Origin of the sequence: Escherichia sp. E13S3, from assembly GCF_004212325.1 — a bacterium.
Lineage (GTDB): Bacteria > Pseudomonadota > Gammaproteobacteria > Enterobacterales > Enterobacteriaceae > Escherichia.
In genome coordinates, this window is sequence record NZ_RHJR01000010.1 from 16,319 (window position 1) to 41,033 (window position 24,715).

Here is a 24,715-nt window from a genome sequence, read left to right on the forward strand (position 1 = left end):
GACAAATTCGACAAAGCGCACCATTCGTCCCCTCGCTCCTTTGGGGAGAGGGGGCAGAACGGCGCAGGCCATCACATTGCGCTTATGCGAATCCATCAATAATGCTTCTCATTTTCATTGTAACCACAACCAGATGCAACCCCGAGTTGCAGATTGCGTTACCTCAAGAGTTGACATAGTGCGCGTTTGCTTTTAGGTTAGCGACCGAAAATATAAATGATAATCATTATTAAAGCCTTTATCATTTTGTGGAGGATGATATGGATACGTCACTGGCTGAGGAAGTACAGCAGACCATGGCAACACTTGCGCCCAATCGCTTTTTCTTTATGTCGCCGTACCGCAGTTTTACGACGTCAGGATGTTTCGCCCGCTTCGATGAACCGGCTGTGAACGGGGATTCGCCCGACAGTCCCTTCCAGCAAAAACTCGCCGCGCTGTTTGCCGATGCCAAAGCGCAGGGCATTAAAAATCCGGTGATGGTCGGGGCGATTCCCTTCGATCCACGTCAGCCTTCATCGCTGTATATTCCCGAATCCTGGCAGTCGTTCTCCCGTCAGGAAAAACAAGCTTCCGCACGCCGTTTCATCCGCAGCCAGTCGCTGAACGTGGTGGAACGCCAGGCAATTCCGGAACAAACCACGTTTGAACAGATGGTTGCCCGCGCCGCCGCACTTACCGCCACGCCGCAGGTCGACAAAGTGGTGTTGTCGCGGTTGATTGATATCACCACTGACGCTGCCATTGATAGTGGCGTATTGCTGGAACGGTTGATCGCGCAAAACCCGGTTAGTTACAACTTCCATGTCCCGCTGGCTGATGGTGGCGTTCTGCTGGGGGCCAGCCCGGAACTGCTGCTACGTAAAGACGGCGAGCGTTTTAGCTCCATTCCGTTAGCCGGTTCCGCGCGTCGTCAGCCGGATGAAGTGCTCGATCTCGAAGCAGGTAATCGTCTGCTGGCGTCAGAAAAAGATCGCCATGAACATGAACTGGTGACTCAGGCGATGAAAGAGGTACTGCGCGAACGCAGTAGTGAGTTACACGTTCCCTCCTCTCCACAGCTGATCACCACGCCGACGCTGTGGCATCTCGCAACTCCCTTTGAAGGTAAAGCGAATTCGCAAGAAAACGCACTGACTCTGGCCTGTCTGCTGCATCCGACCCCCGCGCTGAGTGGTTTCCCTCATCAGGCCGCGACCCAGGTTATTGCTGATCTGGAGCCGTTCGACCGCGAGCTGTTTGGCGGCATTGTGGGTTGGTGTGACAGCGAAGGTAACGGCGAGTGGGTGGTGACTATCCGCTGCGCGAAGCTGCGGGAAAATCAGGTGCGTCTGTTTGCCGGAGCGGGGATTGTGCCTGCGTCGTCACCGTTGGGTGAGTGGCGCGAAACAGGCGTCAAACTTTCTACCATGTTGAACGTTTTTGGATTGCATTAAGGAGCGAGGATGAGCATTCCATTCACCCGCTGGCCGGAAGAGTTTGCCCGTCGCTATCGGGAAAAAGGTTACTGGCAGGATTTGCCGCTGACCGACATTCTGACCCGCCACGCCGCGAGTGATAGCATCGCGGTTATCGACGGCGAGCGGCAGTTGAGTTACCGGGAGCTGAATCAGGCGGCGGATAACCTCGCCTGTAGTTTGCGCCGTCAGGGCATTAAACCTGGTGAAACCGCGCTGGTACAACTGGGTAACGTCGCTGAACTTTATATTACCTTTTTCGCGCTGCTGAAACTGGGCGTTGCGCCGGTGCTGGCGCTGTTCAGCCATCAGCGTAGTGAACTGAACGCCTATGCCAGCCAGATTGAACCCACATTGCTGATTGCCGATCGCCAACATGCGCTGTTTAGCGGGGATGATTTCCTCAATACTTTCGTCACAGAACATTCCTCCATTCGCGTGGTGCAACTGCACAACGACAGCGGTGAGCATAACTTGCAGGATGCGATTAACCATCCGGCTGAGGATCTTACTGCCACGCCGTCACCAGCTGATGAAGTGGCCTATTTCCAGCTTTCCGGTGGCACCACCGGCACACCGAAATTGATCCCGCGCACTCATAACGACTACTACTACAGCGTGCGTCGTAGCGTCGAGATTTGTCAGTTCACACAACAGACGCGCTACCTGTGCGCGATCCCGGCGGCTCATAACTACGCTATGAGTTCGCCAGGATCGCTGGGCGTCTTTCTTGCCGGAGGAACGGTTGTTCTGGCGGCCGATCCCAGCGCCACGCTTTGCTTCCCGTTGATTGCAAAACATCAGGTTAACGTTACCGCGCTGGTGCCGCCGGCAGTCAGCCTGTGGTTGCAGGCGCTGGCTGAAGGCGAAAGCCGGGCGCAGCTTGCCTCGCTGAAACTGTTACAGGTCGGCGGCGCACGTCTTTCTGCCACCCTTGCGGCGCGTATTCCCGCTGAGATTGGCTGCCAGTTGCAGCAGGTGTTTGGCATGGCGGAAGGGCTGGTGAACTACACCCGTCTAGATGATAGCGCGGAGAAAATTATCCATACCCAGGGTTACCCAATGTGTCCGGACGATGAAGTGTGGGTTGCCGATGCTGAAGGAAATCCACTGCCGCAAGGGGAAGTTGGACGCCTGATGACGCGCGGTCCGTACACCTTCCGCGGCTATTACAAAAGCCCACAGCACAATGCCAGCGCCTTTGATGCCAACGGTTTTTACTGTTCCGGCGATCTGATCTCTATTGATCCAGAGGGTTACATCACCGTGCAGGGGCGCGAGAAAGATCAGATTAACCGTGGCGGCGAGAAGATCGCTGCCGAAGAGATCGAAAACCTGTTACTGCGCCATCCGGCGGTGATCTACGCCGCACTGGTGAGCATGGAGGATGAGCTGATGGGCGAAAAAAGCTGTGCTTATCTGGTGGTAAAAGAGCCGCTGCGCGCGGTGCAGGTGCGTCGTTTCCTGCGCGAACAGGGTATTGCCGAATTTAAATTACCGGATCGCGTGGAATGTGTGGATTCACTTCCGCTGACGGCGGTCGGGAAAGTCGATAAAAAACAATTACGTCAGTGGCTGGCGTCACGCGCATCAGCCTGAAGGAGAGAACACGATGGCTATTCCAAAATTACAGGCTTACGCGCTGCCGGAGTCTCACGATATTCCGCAGAATAAAGTCGACTGGGCCTTTGAACCGCAACGTGCCGCGTTGTTAATCCATGATATGCAGGACTATTTTGTCAGCTTCTGGGGCGAGAACTGCCCGATGATGGCGCAGGTGATCGCCAATATTGCGGCACTACGCGACTACTGCAAACAGCACAATATCCCGGTTTATTACACCGCCCAGCCGAAAGAGCAGAGCGATGAAGATCGGGCGCTGTTGAATGATATGTGGGGGCCGGGCCTGACCCGTTCGCCGGAACAGCAAAAGGTGGTGGATCGCCTGACGCCAGATGCCGACGACACGGTGCTGGTGAAGTGGCGCTACAGCGCGTTTCATCGTTCTCCGCTGGAGCAAATGCTCAAAGAGAGTGGACGTAACCAGCTGATTATTACCGGGGTATATGCCCACATTGGCTGTATGACCACCGCAACCGACGCATTTATGCGCGATATTAAACCGTTTATGGTGGCGGATGCGCTGGCCGATTTCAGTCGTGACGAGCATTTGATGTCGCTGAAATATGTGGCCGGGCGTTCTGGTCGGGTGGTGATGACCGAAGAATTACTGCCAGCACCTATCCCCGCCAGCAAAGCGGCGCTGCGTGAGGTGATCCTGCCGTTGCTGGACGAGTCCGATGAGCCGTTCGATGACGACAACCTGATCGACTACGGTCTGGATTCGGTGCGGATGATGGCGCTGGCGGCGCGCTGGCGCAAAGTGCATGGCGATATCGACTTTGTCATGCTGGCGAAAAACCCGACCATCGACGCCTGGTGGAAGCTACTCTCCCGCGAGGTGAAATAATGGATTTCAGCGGTAAAAATGTCTGGGTAACTGGCGCGGGGAAAGGTATCGGCTACGCCACGGCGCTGGCGTTTGTTGAAGCGGGAGCGAAAGTCACAGGTTTTGATCAAGTGTTCGCTCAGGAGCAATATCCCTTTGCGACCGAAGTGATGGATGTTGCCGATGCTGCGCAGGTGGCGCAGGTATGTCAGCGACTGTTAGCTGAAACGGAGCGACTGGACGTGCTGGTCAATGCGGCGGGAATATTGCGCATGGGCGCGACCGATCAGCTCAGTAAGGAAGACTGGCAGCAGACTTTTGCGGTCAATATCGGCGGTGCGTTTAACCTGTTTCAGCAGACCATGAACCAGTTTCGCCGTCAGCGGGGCGGGGCGATTGTTACTGTTGCGTCCGACGCCGCACACACGCCGCGTATTGGTATGAGTGCTTATGGCGCGTCGAAAGCGGCGCTGAAAAGCCTGGCGTTGAGCGTCGGGCTGGAACTGGCGGGTAGCGGGGTGCGCTGTAATGTGGTTTCGCCGGGCTCCACCGACACTGATATGCAACGCACGCTGTGGGTGAGCGATGACGCCGAAGAGCAGCGTATTCGCGGCTTTGGCGAGCAGTTTAAACTCGGCATTCCGCTGGGGAAAATCGCCCGTCCGCAGGAGATCGCCAATACGATTTTGTTCCTCGCTTCCGATCTCGCCAGCCATATCACGCTACAGGATATTGTGGTCGATGGCGGCTCAACGCTGGGGGCATAAGCATGATCTGGAAACGCCATTTAACACTCAACGAGCTGAACGCCACCAGCGATAACACAATGGTGGCGCATCTGGGAATTGTGTATACCCGTCTGGGCGATGATGTACTCGAAGCCGAAATGCCGGTTGATACCCGTACTCATCAGCCGTTTGGCCTGCTGCATGGCGGCGCGTCGGCGGCGCTGGCGGAAACGCTGGGATCGATGGCCGGATTTATGATGACCCGCGACGGACAGTGTGTGCTGGGCACGGAACTTAACGCCACCCATCATCGCCCGGTGTCTGAAGGCAAGGTACGCGGCGTCTGCCAGCCGCTGCATCTTGGGCGGCAAAATCAGAGTTGGGAAATCGTTGTTTTCGATGAACAGGGGCGGCGTTGCTGCACCTGCCGGCTGGGTACGGCAGTTTTGGGATGAACCCGACAGAATTAAATGAGATTGCAGGAAAACTCGGTTAACGGAGTGATCGAGTTAACATTGTGAAGTTAAATATTGGTTTCAACTCCGATTTACATGGTTGCTGTGTTGTTAAATTACCCAAAGATGTTATAGAAACAAAATGTAACATCTCTATGGACACGCACACGGATAACAACTATGAACAAATCAGGGAAATACCTCGTCTGGACAGTGCTCTCTGTAATGGGAGCATTTGCTCTGGGATACATTGCTTTAAATCGTGGGGAACAGATCAACGCGCTGTGGATTGTGGTGGCGTCGGTCTGTATCTATCTGATCGCTTACCGTTTTTATGGGCTGTATATCGCCAAAAATGTGCTGGCGGTTGACCCGACGCGTATGACGCCAGCGGTGCGCCATAACGACGGGCTGGACTATGTGCCGACGGACAAAAAAGTGCTGTTCGGTCACCATTTTGCGGCCATTGCCGGAGCAGGTCCGTTGGTTGGGCCGGTACTGGCGGCGCAAATGGGTTACCTGCCAGGGATGATCTGGCTGCTCGCCGGGGTGGTTCTCGCCGGTGCGGTGCAGGATTTCATGGTGCTGTTTGTTTCTACGCGCCGTGACGGTCGCTCGCTGGGTGAGCTGGTCAAAGAAGAGATGGGGCCAACCGCCGGGGTGATAGCGCTGGTGGCCTGCTTTATGATCATGGTCATTATCCTTGCCGTGCTGGCGATGATCGTGGTTAAAGCCCTGACTCATAGCCCGTGGGGAACGTATACCGTTGCGTTCACCATTCCGCTGGCGCTGTTTATGGGGATCTACCTGCGCTATCTGCGTCCGGGGCGTATTGGCGAAGTGTCGGTGATTGGTCTGGTGTTCCTGATTTTCGCCATTATCTCTGGCGGCTGGGTGGCAGAAAGCCCGACCTGGGCACCGTACTTTGACTTTACCGGCGTGCAGCTGACCTGGATGCTGGTGGGCTACGGTTTTGTGGCGGCGGTGCTGCCAGTGTGGCTGTTGCTGGCCCCGCGTGACTACCTCTCTACCTTCCTGAAAATCGGGACTATCGTCGGTCTGGCGGTAGGCATTTTGATTATGCGCCCGACGCTGACCATGCCTGCGTTGACTAAATTTGTTGATGGTACTGGCCCGGTATGGACCGGTAACCTGTTCCCGTTCCTGTTTATCACCATCGCCTGTGGCGCGGTGTCTGGCTTCCATGCGCTGATCTCTTCCGGTACCACGCCGAAGATGCTGGCGAACGAAGGGCAGGCGTGTTTTATCGGCTACGGCGGGATGTTAATGGAATCCTTCGTGGCGATTATGGCGCTGGTTTCTGCCTGTATCATCGATCCGGGTGTGTACTTCGCCATGAACAGCCCGATGGCGGTGCTGGCTCCGGCAGGGACGGCGGATGTAGTCGCTTCTGCCGCGCAGGTAGTGAGTAGCTGGGGCTTTGCGATTACCCCGGATACGCTAAACCAGATTGCCAGCGAAGTGGGTGAACAGTCGATTATTTCCCGTGCGGGCGGTGCGCCGACCCTGGCGGTGGGGATGGCCTACATTCTGCACGGTGCGCTGGGCGGCATGATGGATGTGGCGTTCTGGTATCACTTCGCCATTCTGTTTGAAGCACTGTTTATTCTGACGGCGGTGGATGCAGGTACGCGTGCCGCGCGCTTTATGTTGCAGGATCTGCTGGGCGTGGTGTCTCCGGGCCTGAAACGGACCGATTCACTGCCTGCTAACCTGCTGGCAACGGCGCTGTGCGTGCTGGCGTGGGGCTACTTCTTGCATCAGGGCGTGGTCGATCCGCTGGGCGGTATTAACACTCTGTGGCCGCTGTTTGGTATTGCCAACCAGATGCTGGCAGGGATGGCGCTGATGCTCTGTGCTGTGGTGCTGTTCAAAATGAAACGTCAACGTTACGCCTGGGTGGCGCTGGTACCAACGGCCTGGCTGCTGATTTGTACCCTGACCGCAGGCTGGCAGAAAGCGTTTAGCCCGGATGCGAAAGTCGGCTTCCTGGCCATTGCTAACAAGTTCCAGGCAATGATCGACAGCGGCAATATTCCGTCGCAGTATACTGAGTCACAACTGGCGCAACTGGTGTTCAACAACCGTCTGGATGCCGGGTTAACCATCTTCTTTATGGTGGTTGTGGTGGTCCTGGCGCTGTTCTCGATTAAGACGGCACTTGCGGCATTGAAAGAGCCGAAGCCAACGGCGAAAGAAACGCCGTATGAGCCAATGCCGGAAAATGTTGAAGAGATCGTGGCGCAGGCAAAAGGCGCGCACTAAAGTCAGAGTGAGGGGGGATGTTGGTATAGTGCCGAGCGTTCCCCTTACTCTCAGCAATTCCAGTCCGGATAAGGCGTTCGCGCCGTATCCGGCAATATTTCAGCAACCTGATTACCGGAGTTATTGATGTTTGATTCACTGGCAAAAGCCGGAAAATATTTAGGTCAGGCGGCGAAACTGATGATTGGTATGCCTGATTACGACAACTATGTCGAACATATGCGGGTTAACCATCCCGATCAAACGCCGATGACCTACGAAGAGTTTTTCCGTGAGCGGCAGGACGCGCGCTACGGTGGAAAAGGCGGCGCGCGCTGCTGCTAAATGTGTACGTCAGGCTTTAAACGATTCCACTTTTTCGAACGCTGCACGCAAGGTATCAGGTGTCAGCGTGACTGGCAGGTAATGAATGGATTCCACCGGGCGCAAGGTGTGGGCAATCACTTTGTCGATCTCCGCCTGATTATTGATATCCACTTCCAGCTCCGCCAGCGTAGTTGGCAGATGAAAACGCTGATACGCTCCAGTTAATTGCGCGAGCACATCATCCTGACCCAGCAAGGCGCTTTGCACCAGAATTCCGTAGGCGACTTTGGTGCCGTGAAGAAACTTCTCGGTTTGCGGTAGCACGGTCAGACCGTTATGCACGGCATGGGCCGCCGCCACACGCGTAAAACGATCGCCCAGACCACCGACCATCCCACCACCAGCAATAATGGCATCCACCACATCGCAAAATGATTGCGTTAACTGCTGATTTTGCTGATCGGCAAGCGCCTGCTCGCTACTGTTTAACAAGACGTCGCGAATGGCCTGCGCGTTATTAATCCCCAGACGGACGGTCAGCGGCAACGTTTCTGGTTGCGGGGCCAGCACCACCGCTTCATACCATTTCGCCAGCGTGTCACCGATCCCCGCCAGCAGATATTCTTGCGGCGCATTGAGGATAATCTCCGGTTCCACCAGCACCATAAAATTGGCGTCGTCGAAAATCTCATAATGCAGCGCCTGTCCGGCATCGTTATACCAGACGGAGAGCGGTGTCCAGGCGGCGCAGGTTGCGGCGATCGTCGGAACGGCAACAAACGGCAGACCGAGACGGCGGGCGAGGGCTTTCGCGGTGTCGAGCAGTGCGCCGCCGCCGACGCCAATCACCACGCTGCGATCGTCACCGGACTCAGCCGCCAGTTGCTGTACATCGCTTTCGCTGCAATGACCGCGAAACAAAATATGCTTTGCCCCCGGCAGTTCAAACGCTGGCGGAAGTTTGGTTTGCGCCGCAGCAATGGCGCGTTCGCCGTAGATCCACACCGCGCGAGAAAGCTGTTCATCAGTGAAAAAATCGTGCAGGTGATTGAAACTTCCGGGATGAGAAAAGTAGTTAGCCGGGCCGACGACCACGCGGATAGGATTGTGAGGCATGTTGTGTTGTCCTTATTGTTTTATTTAGACATCTAAACGTCTTGATTGCCAAATACTAGCATCGTGTTATAGTGCCTTCAACACGCAACTTCGTCAGGTACAATAAAAATGACAAATAACCCTCTGATTCCACAAAGCAAACTTCCACAACTTGGCACCACTATTTTCACCCAGATGAGCGCGCTGGCGCAGCAACACCAGGCGATTAACCTTTCGCAAGGTTTTCCTGATTTTGATGGTCCGTGCTATTTACAGGAGCGGCTGGCGTACCACGTTGCCCAGGGGGCAAACCAATACGCGCCCATGACCGGCGTGCAGGCATTGCGCGAGGCGATTGCTCAGAAAACGGAACGTCTGTATGGCTATCAACCGGATGCCGATAGCGATATCACCGTAACGGCAGGGGCGACGGAAGCGTTATACGCGGCGATTACCGCATTGGTGCGCAATGGCGATGAAGTGATTTGTTTTGATCCCAGCTATGACAGCTACGCCCCCGCCATCGTGCTTTCTGGGGGAATAGTGAAGCGTATTGCACTGCAACCACCGCATTTTCGCGTGGACTGGCAGGAATTTGCCGCATTGTTAAGCGAGCGCACCCGACTGGTGATCCTCAATACGCCGCATAATCCCAGCGCCACCGTCTGGCAGCAGGCTGATTTCGCCGCTTTGTGGCAGGCGATTGCCGGGCTCGAGATTTTTGTTATTAGTGATGAAGTGTACGAGCACATCAACTTTTCACAGCAGGGCCATGCCAGCGTGCTGGCGCATCCGCAGTTGCGTGAGCGGGCGGTGGCAGTATCTTCATTTGGCAAGACCTATCATATGACCGGCTGGAAAGTGGGTTATTGCGTTGCGCCAGCGCCCATCAGCGCCGAAATTCGCAAGGTACATCAGTATCTGACCTTTTCGGTAAATACCCCGGCGCAACTGGCGCTTGCCGATATGCTACGTGCAGAACCTGAGCATTATCTTGCGTTACCGGACTTTTATCGCCAGAAGCGCGATATTCTGGTGAATGCCTTAAGTGAAAGTCGGCTGGAGATACTACCCTGCGAAGGTACTTACTTTTTGCTGGTGGATTACAGCGCCGTGTCTACGCTGGATGATGTTGCGTTTTGCCAGTGGCTGACGCGGGAGCATGGTGTGGCGGCGATCCCGCTGTCGGTATTTTGCGCCGATCCCTTCCCACATAAACTGATTCGTCTCTGTTTTGCCAAGAAGGAATCGACGTTGCTGGCAGCAGCTGAACGCCTGCGCCAGCTGTAGTTATTTAACTGTCCAGGCGCGGGAATATTGACGATCGGCAAACAGTTCTTGCAGACCGTTAATTTGCTTCAGGCGCAGCACTTCGTCGCTGTCCATTCCCAGCTCTTTGCCGATTTTATTGTCGTCCCATCCCAACTGGCTGAGTTCACGGACGATTTCTGACATGGCGGTGATTTGATGGCGTCCACGAGCGCGGTTGTGGCGAATTGTTGCAGCGATCCGTTGATTACGCGTACCTTCCAGACAGGTCACCGGCAAATAACCTTTTAAGCGTAATTTTAACGATGATAAGCCTTTACCTATTTCATGGCGGTGAAAACCATCAACAATTTCCAGAGCATTTTTATCTGTATGCGTGACCACAATGGGTTGCGTAAAGCCATCTATTTCAATGGATTTTTGCAGCAGTTTTTTCTCTGGTGGTGCCACATTATTGGGGTTGTAATCATTCGGCACGAGCTGGCTATTTTTAACCCACAGAACGCAATCCACGGGCTCTTCACGAAAGGGGCTAACCTGATGGATCGCCATGCGGATTTCATTAATCGCTTTGATGCGATCGTCTTCCGGCAAGCTGGCGAGAAATTGGGTTAAATCCTGCGTTAATCGTTGTTGCATAGTATCCCCCATTCCTGACGTTTTCCTTTTATCCGTTCGTTATAACGCTGATAGTTCTTCGCTTTCGTAGGGCTAAATGATAATGCCCGGCACCAGTAATCGTTATTGAGTAAAACTTTGCATATTCGCCGCCAGGAGGGGATATCTTTCGTGCCAATGTCCCCTTGCTGGGTTTGTGGAATCTCGATGCCTTTTTTCTGATACCAGTGCAAATAAATGGCGATTTTATTGCGGTAATGCTCCGCAGTTTTTTCCGGCATGCTATTGAGCAGCAATAATGCATACTCTTGCCAGTCTAAATGCTCTGGCTTGAGGATTTTCCGATGCCCATAGAAATGATTGTCATGTCCGGCGTAAATTCCGCCGCTTTTTACACCGCTGACTCGTGCGCACATAGCAGCCCAGCGATCCGGTTCGATAACGTGATAGAGCCATAATCCCTGTCGTTGCTCCGGGCCAAAAGGTTCGCAAATTCGCATTTGACGCAGAGGGACGCCCGCCTGATACATTAGGTTATACAGAGGGTTGCAGAGACTTTGATGATTTGCATACCAGGTCCAGATATCAGCAACTTTCCAGTCGTAGATGGGGTAAATGTACCAGCTATGACCGCCTGGTGCAGCCGTAGTCCAGGGTTTATCGTCGGCAAAACGCTGTTTATTCGAACTGGCGATAGCAACGAAACGGTTATAGGACTCATCAGCCCGGATGCCGATCATCATCGCCGCCGGACGTTTTTGCGAAAACCATTCGGCAAATTCACGCACGAAATGTTCAAAAGTCATGCCTGACTGGTAAAACGGGAAATAAGCAGGATCGGTTATTGCATCTTCCGGAGGCTGGCGTACCCATTCAACATCAGGTTCCCAGCATTGCCATTCGGGTTGATACTGAGAAAGAGAGTTTTGCGTCGTAAGAGGCAGCGCTACCCAATAAAACTCTTCAATGACATCTGCATACTGCTCTCGTAGGGACTGAATATAGTGAATAGTTAAAGAAAACTGTGCTTCCCAGTCGATAAACAGAACGTATATTTTTTTGCCCATTTTTCTGGCCAGATTCGCGGTTAGATGAAGCATTAAGCCTGAATCTTTACCGCCAGAAAATGAGACACAAACGCGGGGTAGGGTGTTGAGTGTCCAGGTAATACGCTCTTGTGCAGCTTCCAGAATATTGAGCGGAAGAGGAATTTTATAAATAGACATCTAAAGATGCTCTCTGAACCTGACAGGTAGATAATGCGATAGTTTTTTTAATTATAAAGTAAATTAATTCAAATAAGATATATTATTTTATGTATTTATAGTGTGAATTTTTCATTGAAAAACATTTTGCCAACGGATAGATGTTTATTATAAATTGTCATTCAAACGATCAATGAATCGTGAGAACGTAAGGTTATTTAATGATGATTTATTATAGGACATATAAAGTGTGTTTGAAGGCAACGGGTGTTCAAGTTTTATTTGTTTTAGCTGAAGTGTTTTATGATAACTGCGGTATAATTCGTAAGGCACAATACCAATTAAATCGGTAACTGCAATTGTATTAATAATGGTAAACAGAGAGGAACTACGAAACGATATTTTACGGTTTGCCATGAGTGCTTCTATTTCCATCTGGAAATCTTCTAATCCAGGGATTTTAGATATCAGAAAGGTAAATTCTTCATCAAGAATTTGTGCATGGGTACTCCGTTCATTTATTCTCGGATGGGAAGTGCTACAGATGAGTGTATTACGAATTGACTGAAATGGGACACAGCTTACAGAACGACTGATAACCGGTGTCAATGTCACTACGAGATCCGCTTTGCGGTAAGCCAGTAAGTCTTCGGCGCTTTCTACGGCCATCATAATGTCATGATGTTCAATGTCGACAATCGCATCCTGGCGCAGACTATTGATCAAAAGGCTGCTGTTTGTCGCAGAGATGAATTGTGGACCATAGATTATAAATTTTTTCTTTAATTCAGATTTATTGACGATATTTATTGTTTGTTCCAGGTTTCTAAGGTTTTTCTCAAGATGATGATGAAGATTTAACCCAGTAGTCGTTGGCGTAATACCTTTTCCGGCACGAGTAAACAAAGGATCATTAAATTGCGTACGTAAGCGCTGCAGGGACTGACTAACCGCAGAGGGCGTTATATATAGCGATTCTGCAGCCTTACTAATGCTGAGATGTTGGTAAATGCACTCGAAGATTACCAGTAAATTCAAGTCAAATTTTTTTAAGTCGTAAAGATTGGCCATGATGTACTCCATTCATATCATTGCACTCATCATGATATTCATTAAATCTATAATATGAATTAATATATTTGTATTTATTATGTTCTTTTACTTAACTCATGATTAAGTTTTTCTAAAATAGCATAGCCGATTTATTGTTTGTGATCAATTCTTGCGGTTTTCAGGATAACTGAAAAGCCGTATATATTCCAGTTATCCATGATTTAATATTATTTATTTCCCATGATGATATTTAAGGTCTTTTGATCCGGTAATCCGACCGCCTGTTGCAATGTATTCTCCGGGCTCATGTAGTAGATAGCAGGCGTGACGTTTGCGCCAAGTTCATCCATCAGTTTTTCATTGGCACTTAAGATTTTCATTTGCTCTGTACCAACGGTGGCCGGAATGTTTAGCTTTAGCTTCTTGTCTGATGCTTCATACTCTTGCCATGCTTTAGCCGGATCTTTAGCCGCGAGGATCGCCGCAGCAGTCGCTGGGCTTTCCGGTTTGATTACGCCAACCAGTAGTGTGCGAAGCTGAACTTTGCCAGCCTCAACCCACGGGCGCGTCTGCTGCCAGAACTGTTTACAATACGGACAAAATGGATCGGCAAAGACATAAACCACAACAGGCGCATCTTTTTTGCCGTCGAGGAGCCAGTGGGATTGCTCCATCCGTTGCCACATTTCTCGACCGACTGGCGCATAAATTTCTTTCTCAATAAGTGTGTTACTCAGGTTTTCACCTTTTTCGTTGTACATATAACCTGAGATGGCGTGCTTGCCGTCTGGTGTCAGGTAGATAGTAACTCCCATATCCTGATACTTTCCGAGATAACCTTTCATTCCCCCGGGGGCATCAAAAGATTTGAGGATAGTAATACCCTGTTTTTCAATGGCTTTTACTGGGGCTGGAAGTTCCTCTGCGAAGGCGACTGCAGGAAGCAGAGCCAATAAAAGTATCTTTTTTAACATTAATTTGTCCTTTTCAGTCAGTGCAAAATTTGAGTAAAAGGCATAACCTATCACTGTCATAGGTAAGAGCTTAGAACAGGTGATTGCCCTTTGTTTATGAGGGTGTTGTAATCCATGTCGTTGTTGCATTTGTAAGGGCAACACCGCAGCCTGCTAAACAGGCGCTGAAGATACCAAAGGGTAGTTCAGATTACACGGTCACCTGGAAAGGGGGCCCATTTTACTTTTTATCGCCGCTGGCGGTGCAAAGTTCACAAAGTTGTCTTACGAAGGTTGTAAGGTAAAACTTATCGATTTGATAATGGAAACGCATTAGCCGAATCGGCAAAAATTGGTTACCTTACATCTCATCGAAAACACGGAGGAAGTATAGATGTCCTTGATTAACACCAAAATTAAACCTTTTAAAAACCAGGCATTCAAAAACGGCGAATTCATCGAAGTAACCGAGAAAGATACCGAAGGCCGCTGGAGCGTCTTCTTCTTCTACCCGGCTGACTTTACTTTCGTATGCCCGACCGAACTGGGCGACGTTGCAGACCATTACGAAGAACTGCAGAAACTGGGCGTAGATGTATACGCAGTATCTACCGATACTCACTTCACCCACAAAGCATGGCACAGCAGCTCTGAAACCATCGCGAAAATCAAATACGCGATGATCGGCGACCCGACTGGCGCCCTGACCCGTAACTTCGACAACATGCGTGAAGACGAAGGTCTGGCTGACCGCGCGACCTTCGTTGTTGACCCGCAGGGTATCATCCAGGCAATCGAAGTTACCGCTGAAGGCATTGGCCGTGACGCGTCTGACCTGCTGCGTAAAATCAAAGCTGCTCAGTATGTAGCTTCTCACCCAGGTGAAGTTTGCCCGGCTAAATGGAAAGAAGGTGAAGCAACTCTGGCTCCGTCTCTGGACCTGGTTGGTAAAATCTAAATTTCCTTTGTCTTTCGCGCTACTAACTCCGGCGCGAAATACTTCGGAAATTCACCTAATTCTTCGGGTGCTGCGGCACCCGATTTTCTTCCCCGCACCATGATGCAAGCTGCATCCAGCTAGCCGCAGAGGCCGCTTGCATGATGATGTTTAAAGCCCAGGAGATAAACATGCTCGACACAAATATGAAAACTCAACTCAAGGCTTACCTTGAGAAATTGACCAAGCCTGTTGAGTTAATTGCCACGCTGGATGACAGCGCTAAATCGGCAGAAATCAAGGAACTGTTGGCTGAAATCGCAGAACTGTCAGACAAAGTCACCTTTAAAGAAGATAACAGCTTGCCGGTGCGTAAGCCGTCTTTCCTGATCACCAACCCAGGTTCCAACCAGGGACCACGTTTTGCAGGCTCCCCGCTGGGCCACGAGTTCACCTCGCTGGTACTGGCGTTGCTGTGGACCGGTGGTCATCCGTCGAAAGAAGCGCAGTCTCTGCTGGAGCAGATTCGCCATATTGACGGTGATTTTGAATTCGAAACCTATTACTCGCTCTCTTGCCACAACTGCCCGGACGTGGTGCAGGCGCTGAACCTGATGAGCGTACTGAACCCGCGCATCAAGCACACTGCAATTGACGGCGGCACCTTCCAGAACGAAATCACCGATCGCAACGTGATGGGCGTTCCGGCAGTGTTCGTAAACGGGAAAGAGTTTGGTCAGGGCCGCATGACGTTGACTGAAATCGTTGCCAAAATTGATACTGGTGCGGAAAAACGTGCGGCAGAAGAGCTGAATAAGCGTGATGCTTATGACGTATTAATCGTTGGTTCCGGCCCGGCGGGTGCAGCGGCAGCAATTTACTCCGCACGTAAAGGCATCCGTACCGGTCTGATGGGCGAACGTTTTGGTGGTCAGATCCTCGATACCGTTGATATCGAAAACTACATTTCTGTACCGAAGACCGAAGGCCAGAAACTGGCAGGTGCGCTGAAAGTTCATGTTGATGAATACGACGTTGATGTGATCGACAGCCAGAGCGCGAGCAAACTGATCCCGGCAGCGGTTGAAGGCGGCCTGCATCAGATTGAAACAGCTTCCGGCGCGGTACTGAAAGCTCGCAGCATTATCGTGGCGACTGGTGCAAAATGGCGCAACATGAACGTTCCTGGCGAAGATCAGTATCGCACCAAAGGCGTGACCTACTGCCCGCACTGCGACGGCCCGCTGTTTAAAGGCAAACGCGTAGCGGTTATCGGCGGCGGTAACTCCGGCGTGGAAGCGGCAATTGACCTGGCGGGTATCGTTGAGCACGTAACGCTGCTGGAATTTGCGCCAGAAATGAAAGCCGACCAGGTTCTGCAGGACAAACTACGCAGCCTGAAAAACGTCGACATTATTCTGAATGCGCAAACCACGGAAGTGAAAGGCGATGGCAGCAAAGTCGTTGGTCTGGAATATCGTGATCGTGTCAGCGGCGATGTTCACAACATCGAACTGGCTGGTATTTTCGTTCAGATTGGTCTGCTGCCGAACACCAACTGGCTGGAAGGCGCAGTCGAACGTAATCGTATGGGTGAGATAATCATTGATGCGAAATGCGAAACCAACGTCAAAGGCGTGTTCGCTGCTGGTGACTGTACGACGGTTCCGTACAAGCAGATCATCATCGCTACGGGCGAAGGTGCTAAAGCCTCTCTGAGCGCTTTTGACTACCTGATTCGCACCAAAACTGCATAAGAAGAAGTAAGATTCACCTGCAATTGCTTAGCCGCCGGGGTCAAACCTGGCGGCTTTTTTTATAAAAAACGCCCTGCCGGGATTGCTCAGGGCAGGGCGTCATAAATGCGTTAATTTGTTAACGAACGACTAATACCGGCAGATTGGCGTGACGGATCACGTTGGAAGCGTTGGAACCTAACAGATGGGTTGAAATCGATGGATTTCGCGAACCGATAACCACAACATCCGCATCCAGTTCTTTAGCTAACTCGTTCACTTCATCTCGCACGTTACCAAAACGGACATGTGGTTTGATACGGGATGGATCAATATTGAAATGGCCGACCATTGTCTGTAGGCGTTCTTCGGCTTCATGTTGCAAATGTTCTTCGAAACGACGCACATCAGCAGCAAAACGGTGCAGACTAAGGCTTGCGGCGCCCGGTAATACATGGAGTAAATGAATTACGCCATCATCCTGGGCGAGAAATTCAGCGTGACGAACGGCTTTGTCGCTCAATTCCATTTCAAATACGTCTACTGGCATAATGATTGTTTTGTACATAAGCATTCCCTCCTTGCTATTGCATGAACATATAACAGCATATTATTGATTATGATTCTATGATTTGCGAAGTTGATTTGATCTGGGATAGCAATTGATCTGGAAAATGGATTAAGTCAGCTACTACCAGCGTTGCTCAAGATATAGCACTGCCACAACAATAATTGCTGCAATGAATATATAAAACGCAGTAATACCGAGAGCTTCGCTCATAGGGGGGATCCGCTGGTGGATAACTTGTTCAGATTAGAACGCAGCGGTGAAGAGCAAAATGATAAATCTGGTTGATATTTGAGCGGAAAGAGGATGCAGAAGCATCCTCCGGGCAAAGCGAATAACGCTTGTGCAGATGGGATTAAAGCAGGTACTCGCCAGCGGCTTCAGGCTGGTATTCGAGTTCCAGCACTTCAAGGTGGGTAGCAACGCCGCCCGGAAGTTCCCAGTGGATGGTATCGCCAACGCGCAACCCCAGCAGTGCGGCGCCAACCGGAGCCATAACGGAAAGTTGAGTATTGCTGTCGGTCATCTTTGCCGGATACACCAGTGTACGCACACGGACTTCGCCATCGCTAAGATTGCGGAATTTAACCCGGCTGTTCATCGTCACCACATCGTGTGGCATCTCTTCTGGCGAACACATTTGGGCGCGATCCAACTCTGCGTTTAACGCGTCGGCGATTGGCAAACCGGCATAGGCAGGTTGCTCCAGCAGAATATCGATGCGTTCGGCATCCAGGTCGTTAATGATGATTGTTGGTCTGGACATTTTTACTCCATGTCGTCGGTACTGCGAGTGTCGCAGATAAACATACCCAAAAGAAAACCCTCACCGTCAGGCGGCGAGGGTTTAGCTCATATGATGATACTGACTGTTGCTCACTCTTTGAAGTGATTTACATCACATTCAGGTAATTCCTTAATGCTGAGCGATTTGTATAAATCTTAATCGAAAAACAGCGTAAGGGATAAATTTTCGTGATGGATCAACTTCCGCTGCGCTGGATCTCAATAACCTGCTTTATCAATCACAAAGTTTTTGCCACAGTTGCCTGGGTGTGGTTGTGGCAAGAATGAGTTTGCAGAAAGCGGCGCATTGATGGCGTCAGCTTTGATTGAAATCTGGATTTCAGTCAAATATGCCGGATTACCCTGGCAGGTTAACTTGACTGCTTTGACGTTCTCTTTCCCCCAGCTTTTGGCAAAGGCGGCGTCAAAGTCACTGCGGCTCACGGTTTTACCGTAGTTATCCGCAAGGAATTTTCCGGCTGTGCTTTCTTTGATCTCTTGATTCAGACGTACCATCGTACCGAAGTAAGCGTCCGGATCAAAACCAAAGCAGGCGCCGTGTTTCGCGTATTCATAACGTTCCAGACAGGAACGACCACCTGCGCCTGGCATAACTTCACTCAATTTAGCTGCTGTTTCCAGCGATAACCCTGTTTCCGGTGAAGAACACATCCGGCTGGCGCGAGCTTCCGGCAGGTTTGGGACTGGGCGAGTGGCGCAGCCGAAGCGCATCCATCGGCGTTCATCAACGCCACGCGCAGCAACCGATTTAGGCAATCCCGGCCACAGGCCATGAACGGTCAGAAAATCAGCTTTGTTGCTCGTTTCGGTTTGCAGTCGACACTCATCGCGTTCGTTACGATTTCGATCGTGCTGACTCTGGCAAAACCCGGTTTGCCAGGAAAGAGCTAAAACGTAACGATCAAAATCGCCATACTGTTTTGCCTGTAATGCAGCGGCGTTGACAGAAGATAAGGGGAGCAGAGAAGCCGCCAGTAAAGCGGCGTTACGCCAGAATGTTTTCATAGTGGGTGTGGAACTCATACATGCACTGAATACTATCTATTAAATCATAAAAAAGCCCGCCAGGTTGGCTAACCTGGCGGGCGCGGTGATTTATTCAGCGTTTGGCGAACGTATTAGTTCCACATGGCGAGAATCGGCCAGCCTACCAGAAGCAGCATGGCAATATAAATCACCCCGAAGATAGCCCCAAGACGCCAGTAATCTTTTGATTTCACATAGCCGCAGCCGTAAATAATCACACCAGGGCCAGTAGCATATGGGGTCAGACAGCCCATGATACCGATAGACAGCACCAGCAGGATACACAGTTGTTCCATTGGTACGCCCGGAATACCTTTGCCGACGGCCAGAATAACCGGCAGCATGGTTGCGGTGTGCGCTGACAGGCTGGCAAACAGGTAGTGCGCAAAATAGAACACCAGCACGAGGACGATAACCGTCGCATTTGGCGAAAAACCTTCCAGATGCGTACTCATGGTGTTGGCGAACCAGTCGATAAATCCGGAACGAGTCAGGCCATTAGCCATGACGACCAGCGTTGCCAGGTTAACCAGCGTGTTCCATGCGCTGTTATAGCGGGTAATGTCTTTCCACGGCACAACGTGCAGCGCCAGCATCAGCGAAACTGCCAGCAGACCAACCGCAGTGGCGTTAATCACTTCGCTGCCAAATACCCATAAACCTAAGCTGAGTAATACAAGGCCAATCAGCGTCCACTCTCTGCGTGTCAGCGCCCCCATGGTTTTTAGTTCATCACCCGCCCAGGTTGCGACTTCTTCACTATGAGTAACTTCCGGTTTGTACAGCACGTAGGAAAGCCACGGAGCAATGATAAGCAAGATAACCCCAACCGGCAGGAAGCAGAGGAACCACTGCAACCAGCTAATCTGGATGCCGGCAATTTTGCTGACGAACTCCAGACCCAGCACGTTTGGTGCTGCACCGGTGACAAACATGGACGAACTCAGACTGGTACTAATGACCATCATCCACATCAAATAGCCGCCAATACGACGCGCGGACGGATCGTTCGGGAAGGATTTAAATAGCGGCGGCAGGTTTTTAATGACCGGGAACACCGTACCCCCGGTGCGCGCGGTGTTGGACGGTGTAAACGGTGCCAGCAGAATGTCGATAATGACAATCGCATAACCTAACGTCAGCGTGCGTTTGCCCATGAATTTCACCAGGAAAAGGGCAATGCGACGACCTAACCCGGAAACTTCATACCCTAATGCAAAAATAAATGCGCCAAATACCAGCCAGACTGTGGTACTGGAAAAACCAGCCAGCCCCCATTTCAGCGCCTGTTTTTGCGCATTAAACGCTGGGTCAGCTAATTCTTTGGCATCAAAGAGCAGGTAATTACTGCCAATAACGCAAATAGTAACCGCAATAAAACTGATCGCTGTTGCCGGGATTGGCTCGAGGATCATTCCGACAATCATTGCCACAAACACAGCGAAGTAATGCCATGCCTGCGGCGGCATACCGTCGGGGACAGGGATAAGAAACATGACACCCATCACCACCAGTGGGGCCAATAGTTTCCATATATTATCTTTTGCTAAAGACATACGGGTTCTCCGAAAATTAATATTTCCAAATTTATCAAGTGCTTAAATAATTAAATCTGTGCTAAAAACCAGGTAAGGATCAGCAGGTCGGCACTGCCGCCTGGACTGAGATTTCGTTCGATACACTCCCTGTCGAACTGCCGGAGATAATCGAGATCGGCGGGGGTTCGGATGCCCCCTTTTTGCAATAGTGTTTGCGCCTCGCGCTGTAGCCAGCGCAGGCCCCCCTCTCCACCGCGCGATGCAACGTTGGTATCGCCGTTGGTAGCCATCAGTAGGAGCAAGGTATCGAGCAATGCCAGTTCAGGATCTAACCCCTGATCCAGCAGAGTGAGGTAATGCGGAAGTGCGTGGTTGATCACCAGTGGATAACCTGCTTCGGCTTCACCGCGCGCGCCGGTAAGGCCTAGTTGCTGGTACAACCGTTGACCTGCGGTCAGTTGTTGATTATTGGTACGCAGTTCGCGATCGGTCAGACCACGGCAGAAACTTGCCGCCGTAGAACAAACGGTTGTGGGCGTTACCGGCTGGTTGAGCTGAAGCAAACGGCCAATCGCCGCGCACAGTAGCCCTAAAGAAAAAATGCTGCCTTTATGGGTGTTTACGCCCGCAGTGGCGCGGAACATATCGCCTTCACAGGCCATACCAATTGGGCGTAATCCGTGGAGTACTGCTTCGGGGGCCATTTCTGCACTACAGGCACCAAATTCGATAAAACGGGGTAACCAGGCCTGGATCGCCAGTGCGCTACGGTGGAAATCTTCCAGCGCCATATCTTTGTGCGCACCGCAGTTAATGCGATCCACGAGGCCTGGTTTCGGTGACAGATTGACTTCAGTCAGCATGGCGCGCCAGCCCAGCAGGGCATATTCATCGATTAATGACGTCGCAAGCTTTGTGGTTTTAGTTGACGTTGCAGGCATCGACATCGTTCAGCAGCGCCTCCATGCGGTTGAGTAAATCGGTCAGTTGGTGGGTTTTTCCACGCGCGCAGACGGCTGCGCTTTGCTCGCATAATAGGCAGCGGCGAGGCGGCAGCGAATAATCGCGGCGGGAGAGAATTTCGCCTTCGGGCGTCAGGACATCGATATCCCATAAACGCCCGAGAGGATGGCTATGTTCAAGCTCAATGGTGGCGAGCTTGAGGTCGCGAGCTGGAGCGGCAATGCTCAACATGCCCTCCGGCCCGCTGGCGGAAACCAGTGCAGCCTGCTCCTGAATTTGCCAGCCCTGTTTTGCGGCTAAGGCACGCAAGGCTGTCACGCCATGATTAAAAATTCGGCGTGTGACCTCGCTGTCTTTAATCGGACCCGGCGCAACCACGGTAAAGGAGACCAGTGGAACAGGATGGCGCTTGAGCCAGGCGTGTTGCCGTGCTTGCCTTTCATCCCGGCTGACGAGCAGCTCGGGAATTGACACCGCATGGTGGCTGGCGAGTTCAGGAAGCAGGTGCATGGCTTATTCCTTCACCTGATGCACAACGTCAATCACCGAGCCATCGCGGTAGCGCACGACGGCAACGACGCGGTCGGTGAATTCAATCGGCTGTGGTTCACCGGTCAGCAGACGCGCACGTTCGCGCAGCCACTCAATGGAAACCACTTTAATGCCTGCTTCCTGCAGACGTTCTGCCAGTTCCGGACGTGCCGGGTTAACAGCGATGCCGTGGTCGGTGACCAGAATATCGACGCTGGACCCTGGGGTAATGCAGGTCAGCACGTTATCCACCAGAGTCGGGATACGACCGCGCACCAGCGGCGCAACAATGATGGAAAGCGCAGAGGCAATTGCGGTATCGCAGTGACCGCCGGAAGCGCCACGCAGCACGCCATCAGAGCCGGTCAGCACATTGACGTTGAACTGGGTATCAATTTCCAGCGCGCTCAGTACCACCACGTCGAGACGATCAACCGATGCGCCTTTAGAGCCCCAGTTAGCGTACTGGTTGGCACTGATTTCGATGTGATTGGGGTTACGGGCCAGCGATTGCGCAGCGTGGCTGTCAAAGCTCTGCACATCCAGCAGTTTGCGGATCAGACCTTTTTCGTGCAGATCAACCATCGTTGCGGTAATGCCACCGAGGGCGAAGTCGGCGCGAATATCGCGGCTACGCATTTTGTCTTCCAGGAAACGGGTTACCGCAAGCGAAGCGCCGCCGGTGCCGGTCTGCAGGGAGAAACCTTCTTTGAAGTAGCCAGAGTTGACAATCACATCCGCAGCGCTGCGGGCAATCAGCAGTTCGCGCGGGTTAGTGGTCATACGGGTTGCGCCAGCGCCGATTTTCGCGGCATCGCCGACACGATCAACTTTGACGATCAGATCAACCTGATCCTGTTCAATGCTCGCCGGGTTATGCGGATAAGGCAGCAGTTCTTCGGTGAGCATCACCACCTGTTTTGCGTTGTCGGCATCAACCATTGCATAACCGAGGGAGCCGCAGCAGGCTTTGCCGGTGTAGCCGTTGGCATTACCGAATTCATCACAGGACGGGACGCCGAGGAAAGCGACGTCGATGTTCAGTTCGCCGCTCTGTACCAGATGCACACGTCCGCCGTGAGAGTGGATTTGCACCGGTTCAGCCAGCAGGCCACGGGAGATTTCTTCTGCCAGTGGACCGCGTAAGCCGGAGGTATAAATGCGGGTAACCACGCCCTGGCGAATGTGTTCTACCAGCGGCGCATGGCAATCACTCAGGGAACTGGACGCCAGGGTCAGGTTTTTAAAGCCCATCTTCGCGATGACGTCCATCACCATATTGACGGTCAGGTCACCGCCACGGAAAGCGTGATGGAAGGAGACGGTCATACCATCTTGCAAACCAGAACGACGAATGGCTTCTTCCAGGTTGGCGCACAGTTTGCGATCGCGCGCTTTTTCAGCCTGATAGGTTTGTTTCGGCGAGTTCTGGAAAGCGGCAAGATCGCATTCAGCGTGACGATTCCAGGCTGCTACCCGTTCTTGTCGTTGAGATTGTTCAATTTTCTGCGTCATTTTGATTGCCTTATTCTTCGCGGATGCCGGAAAGTTCTGCACGGGAGAGCACCAGACGGGCGCGATCGATAACCGGACCGTCAACCATCTTGCCGTTCAGGGAAACGACGCCAAGGCCTTCGCGAGCGGCGGCTTCAGCGGCTTCTACGACGCGGCGTGCGTGATCCACTTCTTTCTGGGTTGGAGCGTAGAGGTTGTGCAGCAGATCAATCTGACGCGGGTTGATCAGCGATTTGCCGTCAAAGCCCAGCTGTTTGATGTGGGCGGCTTCTTGCAGGAATCCGGCTTCGTTGTTGGCGTCGGAATAGACGGTATCGAACGCCTGAATACCCGCAGAACGTGCGGCCTGCAAAATAGAGCAGCGAGCGAACAGCAGTTCAGTTCCTTCCGGGGAGCGTTCTGTACGCAGGTTGCGCACGTAGTCTTCTGCACCGAGGGCGATACCGATCAAACGCTCGGAAGCGTGAGCGATTTCCACCGCGCGGGTAATGCCCAGCGGAGATTCAATCGCCGCCAGCAGCCCCGTGCTGCCGGGTTCGCGACCGCAGGCTTTTTCGATACGCAGGATCTCTTTTTCGATATCCAGAACGTCCTGAGCGGTATCGGTTTTCGGCAGACGCACAACGTCTGCGCCACCGCGAACGACGGCTTCCAGGTCGTTAACGCCCCATTCAGAATCCAGTGCGTTAACACGAACGATGGTTTCAATATCGCGATACAGCGGATGTTGCAGCGCGTGGTATACCATACGACGTGCAGTGTCTTTTTCACGCAGCGCCACGGAGTCTTCGAGGTCGAACATCAGAGCATCAGCTGGGTAGATGAAGGAGTTGCTGACCATCGCGGCATTGGCACCAGGCACAAACAACATGCTGCGGCGGGTGCGAGTTTTACGTTGTTGCAGCGAAGCGGAAATCATTGGCAATCCTCCCATGGCAGCGCCGGGATACCGCTGGCGCGCGCCAGCAAGGCTTCCAGTCGTGCACGTAAAATGCAGTCCAGTGCGCCTTTGTCATCGACATTCAGCTGTACGCCGCGCACGTTATAGCGGGCGAGAACGTCCAGAATGGTGGTGCGAATCGCATCGCCAAACTGTTTCTCAACGCTGCTGTTGATTTGCAGGTCGATATCCTGCGTATCGAGTGGGGCGATGCGTATCATCACATCCCCAGACTCAAGGGTGCCTGCAACGGCGGGCTGGTTTATTTTCATTTTTCACC

The 24,715-nt window shown here is 52.2% G+C and carries 24 protein-coding genes; 10 read left to right on the forward strand and 14 right to left on the reverse strand.

What is annotated here, in order from left to right; all coding sequences use genetic code 11:
- Positions 1–260 precede the first annotated feature (260 nt).
- The 7 genes from entC (at position 261) to D9597_RS11700 (ending at position 7,699) form a co-directional block, all read left to right on the forward strand.
- Positions 261–1,436, forward strand: coding sequence for an isochorismate synthase EntC (entC, locus tag D9597_RS11670; protein ID WP_130222570.1), 1,176 nt, complete (start codon positions 261–263; stop codon positions 1,434–1,436).
- A gap of 9 nt (positions 1,437–1,445) precedes the next feature.
- Positions 1,446–3,056, forward strand: coding sequence for a (2,3-dihydroxybenzoyl)adenylate synthase EntE (gene entE / locus D9597_RS11675; protein WP_130222572.1), 1,611 nt, complete (start codon positions 1,446–1,448; stop codon positions 3,054–3,056).
- A 13-nt stretch (positions 3,057–3,069) separates the two neighbouring features.
- Positions 3,070–3,927 carry an enterobactin biosynthesis bifunctional isochorismatase/aryl carrier protein EntB gene (entB, locus tag D9597_RS11680; RefSeq protein ID WP_001007133.1) on the forward strand — a complete coding sequence of 286 codons (858 nt, stop codon included), beginning with the start codon at positions 3,070–3,072 and terminating at the stop codon, positions 3,925–3,927.
- Positions 3,927–4,673 (forward strand): 2,3-dihydro-2,3-dihydroxybenzoate dehydrogenase EntA, encoded by a 747-nt coding sequence (gene entA, locus D9597_RS11685; RefSeq protein ID WP_130222574.1) that lies wholly within the window; start codon positions 3,927–3,929, stop codon positions 4,671–4,673. Before entB ends, entA begins: the two co-directional genes overlap by 1 nt.
- Before the next feature lie 2 nt (positions 4,674–4,675).
- Positions 4,676–5,089, forward strand: coding sequence for a proofreading thioesterase EntH (gene entH / locus D9597_RS11690; RefSeq protein ID WP_130222576.1), 414 nt, complete (start codon positions 4,676–4,678; stop codon positions 5,087–5,089).
- Positions 5,090–5,269: 180 nt separating this feature from the next.
- Positions 5,270–7,375, forward strand: coding sequence for a pyruvate/proton symporter CstA (cstA, locus tag D9597_RS11695; RefSeq protein ID WP_001043146.1), 2,106 nt, complete (start codon positions 5,270–5,272; stop codon positions 7,373–7,375).
- Positions 7,376–7,501: 126 nt separating this feature from the next.
- Positions 7,502–7,699, forward strand: a complete 198-nt coding sequence (locus D9597_RS11700; protein ID WP_000460431.1) for a YbdD/YjiX family protein — start codon at positions 7,502–7,504, stop codon at positions 7,697–7,699.
- 9 nt (positions 7,700–7,708) lie between these two features.
- Here the strand turns inward: D9597_RS11700 and hcxA are convergent, their stop codons facing one another.
- Positions 7,709–8,797 (reverse strand): hydroxycarboxylate dehydrogenase HcxA, encoded by a 1,089-nt coding sequence (gene hcxA / locus D9597_RS11705; protein WP_001552558.1) that lies wholly within the window; start codon positions 8,795–8,797, stop codon positions 7,709–7,711.
- A gap of 108 nt (positions 8,798–8,905) precedes the next feature.
- Here hcxA and ybdL point away from each other — a divergent pair, with 108 nt between their 5' ends.
- Positions 8,906–10,066 carry a methionine-oxo-acid transaminase gene (ybdL, locus tag D9597_RS11710; protein WP_130222578.1) on the forward strand — a complete coding sequence of 387 codons (1,161 nt, stop codon included), beginning with the start codon at positions 8,906–8,908 and terminating at the stop codon, positions 10,064–10,066.
- On the opposite strand, the gene D9597_RS11715 is transcribed toward ybdL, so the two are convergent.
- The 4 genes from D9597_RS11715 to dsbG form a co-directional block, all read right to left on the reverse strand.
- A complete protein-coding gene (locus tag D9597_RS11715) occupies positions 10,067–10,696 on the reverse strand; it encodes a ParB/RepB/Spo0J family partition protein (RefSeq protein WP_130219409.1) in 630 nt (209 codons plus the stop codon).
- Complete coding sequence (locus tag D9597_RS11720; protein WP_130222580.1) at positions 10,669–11,889, reverse strand: phosphoadenosine phosphosulfate reductase; 1,221 nt, start codon at positions 11,887–11,889, stop codon at positions 10,669–10,671. Before D9597_RS11720 ends, D9597_RS11715 begins: the two co-directional genes overlap by 28 nt.
- 147 nt (positions 11,890–12,036) lie before the next feature.
- Positions 12,037–12,939 carry a LysR family transcriptional regulator gene (locus D9597_RS11725; protein WP_130222582.1) on the reverse strand — a complete coding sequence of 301 codons (903 nt, stop codon included), beginning with the start codon at positions 12,937–12,939 and terminating at the stop codon, positions 12,037–12,039.
- Positions 12,940–13,148: 209 nt separating this feature from the next.
- Entirely contained in the window at positions 13,149–13,895 is a 747-nt protein-coding gene (dsbG, locus tag D9597_RS11730; protein WP_130222618.1) for a thiol:disulfide interchange protein DsbG, read from the reverse strand.
- A gap of 373 nt (positions 13,896–14,268) precedes the next feature.
- Between dsbG and ahpC the strand changes: the two genes are divergently transcribed.
- Both ahpC and ahpF read left to right on the forward strand, forming a co-directional pair.
- The gene (gene ahpC / locus D9597_RS11735) at positions 14,269–14,832 is read left to right on the forward strand and encodes an alkyl hydroperoxide reductase subunit C (RefSeq protein WP_130222584.1); all 564 of its coding nucleotides are present in this window, start codon (positions 14,269–14,271) and stop codon (positions 14,830–14,832) included.
- Positions 14,833–15,002: 170 nt separating this feature from the next.
- Positions 15,003–16,568 carry an alkyl hydroperoxide reductase subunit F gene (gene ahpF, locus D9597_RS11740; protein WP_130219415.1) on the forward strand — a complete coding sequence of 522 codons (1,566 nt, stop codon included), beginning with the start codon at positions 15,003–15,005 and terminating at the stop codon, positions 16,566–16,568.
- A gap of 118 nt (positions 16,569–16,686) precedes the next feature.
- Here the strand turns inward: ahpF and uspG are convergent, their stop codons facing one another.
- The 9 genes from uspG to citD form a co-directional block, all read right to left on the reverse strand.
- Positions 16,687–17,115 carry a universal stress protein UspG gene (uspG, locus tag D9597_RS11745; RefSeq protein WP_130206453.1) on the reverse strand — a complete coding sequence of 143 codons (429 nt, stop codon included), beginning with the start codon at positions 17,113–17,115 and terminating at the stop codon, positions 16,687–16,689.
- A gap of 355 nt (positions 17,116–17,470) precedes the next feature.
- Positions 17,471–17,881 carry a nucleoside diphosphate kinase regulator gene (gene rnk, locus D9597_RS11750; RefSeq protein WP_130219417.1) on the reverse strand — a complete coding sequence of 137 codons (411 nt, stop codon included), beginning with the start codon at positions 17,879–17,881 and terminating at the stop codon, positions 17,471–17,473.
- A gap of 239 nt (positions 17,882–18,120) precedes the next feature.
- On the reverse strand, positions 18,121–18,927 hold the full coding sequence (gene rna, locus D9597_RS11755) for a ribonuclease I (RefSeq protein WP_130219419.1): 807 nt from the start codon (positions 18,925–18,927) through the stop codon (positions 18,121–18,123).
- 113 nt (positions 18,928–19,040) lie between these two features.
- Positions 19,041–20,504, reverse strand: a complete 1,464-nt coding sequence (citT, locus tag D9597_RS11760) for a citrate/succinate antiporter CitT (RefSeq protein WP_130222586.1) — start codon at positions 20,502–20,504, stop codon at positions 19,041–19,043.
- Between the two features lie 50 nt (positions 20,505–20,554).
- Entirely contained in the window at positions 20,555–21,433 is an 879-nt protein-coding gene (citG, locus tag D9597_RS11765) for a triphosphoribosyl-dephospho-CoA synthase CitG (protein WP_130222588.1), read from the reverse strand.
- Complete coding sequence (citX, locus tag D9597_RS11770) at positions 21,408–21,959, reverse strand: citrate lyase holo-[acyl-carrier protein] synthase (protein ID WP_000550408.1); 552 nt, start codon at positions 21,957–21,959, stop codon at positions 21,408–21,410. The genes citG and citX overlap by 26 nt, the downstream gene beginning before the upstream one ends.
- A gap of 3 nt (positions 21,960–21,962) precedes the next feature.
- Complete coding sequence (citF, locus tag D9597_RS11775) at positions 21,963–23,495, reverse strand: citrate lyase subunit alpha (RefSeq protein WP_130219423.1); 1,533 nt, start codon at positions 23,493–23,495, stop codon at positions 21,963–21,965.
- A 10-nt stretch (positions 23,496–23,505) separates the two neighbouring features.
- Complete coding sequence (citE, locus tag D9597_RS11780; protein ID WP_000622357.1) at positions 23,506–24,414, reverse strand: citrate (pro-3S)-lyase subunit beta; 909 nt, start codon at positions 24,412–24,414, stop codon at positions 23,506–23,508.
- Positions 24,411–24,707, reverse strand: coding sequence for a citrate lyase acyl carrier protein (gene citD, locus D9597_RS11785; protein ID WP_000700703.1), 297 nt, complete (start codon positions 24,705–24,707; stop codon positions 24,411–24,413). The genes citE and citD overlap by 4 nt, the downstream gene beginning before the upstream one ends.
- Positions 24,708–24,715 lie beyond the last annotated feature (8 nt).